We start from the raw sequence: 1,138 nt of genomic DNA, 5'->3' as shown, positions 1-1,138 counted from the left end.
TTCATCAGCGTTACCATATGGGATAAATAAACATCGGCCGTCTTTTACGCTGGCAATAGCCGTGGGTAATACACCGGCAACCGGGCGCAAGTCTCCGGTTAAGGCCAGCTCACCAATAAACTCACTTTCACCAAGCTTTTCCGAGTCTATTTGACCTGTCGCAGCCAGGACTCCAATAGCAATTGCCAGATCATATCGTCCCCCTTGTTTAGGCAAGTCTGCAGGCGCCAAGTTAATGGTCACACGCCGATTCGGAAATTCGAAGCCAGAGTTGATTAAGGCACTGCGTACCCTTTCTTTGCTCTCTCGAACAGCCATTTCTGGAAGCCCAACAATCGCTAGGGATGGCAAACCATTTGAGAGATGAGTTTCGACTGTCACCAAAGGTGCATCGACACCGAGCTGAGCCCGGGTATAGATAATAGATAACGACATCGCATTCCTTTGCTAAGTTCATATCTGTTTAAGAAGGTAAGGAGCTGTATCAGGTAGACCGGAAAGCGCCTCATTAATACGCTTTGTATTAACTATTGCGCCATTTTAGATCAGCAGCATTATGCCCCTCAGTAGTGCAAGCACTGCATAAGTACAGTGCAAGAACGAACAAGTTCCATCTGTTCGTCATTAAATCAAGCTGACTTTTTCTCTAATTCAGCAAAATCTTTTTCTAGTTGTTCCAATTTGGCGCGTGTTGTTTCCAGCACCAATTGCTGAGTCTCAAACTCCTCACGAGTGACTAAATCCAGCTTGGAAATGACACCATTAATAAGAATTTTCAGTTGCGCAGTCAGATCCTCTTGAGCCGACTTTCCGGCGTCAGGTAATATCTGACTAACCTGTTCGTGGATGGTGTTAAGTACTTCTTGAGGGCTAAGCAACAAACGCTCCTTGGAATGCCTGGGACATTCTTTCTACATCAAACAAAAGAGCTATTCTAACACGCCCTGCCAGCGAAACCCACAACCCTAAAAAGGACAGATCTATTTTCAAATAATCAGATCCTCCCCCTATAAAAATCACCAAAGAGATGCGCTCGCCGCCAACCCGCATCAGATATTGCGTCATTATGGTGCGCCAAATCCAAGCCCGCACCACAAGACCACAACAAAACCACCACTCAACAATAACACTTAATCTT

General features: G+C 45.6%; 3 protein-coding genes. All 3 read right to left on the bottom strand.

From position 1 onward, the window contains the following. The coding region (locus A3763_RS21410; RefSeq protein ID WP_304440836.1) for a magnesium chelatase domain-containing protein at nucleotides 1–435 on the bottom strand (435 nt) is incomplete at its 3' end. Between the two features lie 194 nt (nucleotides 436–629). Beyond that, nucleotides 630–878 carry an accessory factor UbiK family protein gene (locus A3763_RS21405; RefSeq protein WP_068509259.1) on the bottom strand — a complete coding sequence of 83 codons (249 nt, stop codon included), beginning with the start codon at nucleotides 876–878 and terminating at the stop codon, nucleotides 630–632. Beyond that, nucleotides 871–1,138, bottom strand: a 268-nt coding sequence (locus tag A3763_RS21400) for a hypothetical protein (RefSeq protein WP_231872281.1), incomplete at its 5' end; no start/stop codon positions are given. The genes A3763_RS21400 and A3763_RS21405, both read right to left, overlap by 8 nt.

It is taken from the genome of Oleiphilus sp. HI0128 (assembly GCF_001635365.1).
This window is presented reverse-complemented; position numbering and strand designations above follow the sequence as displayed.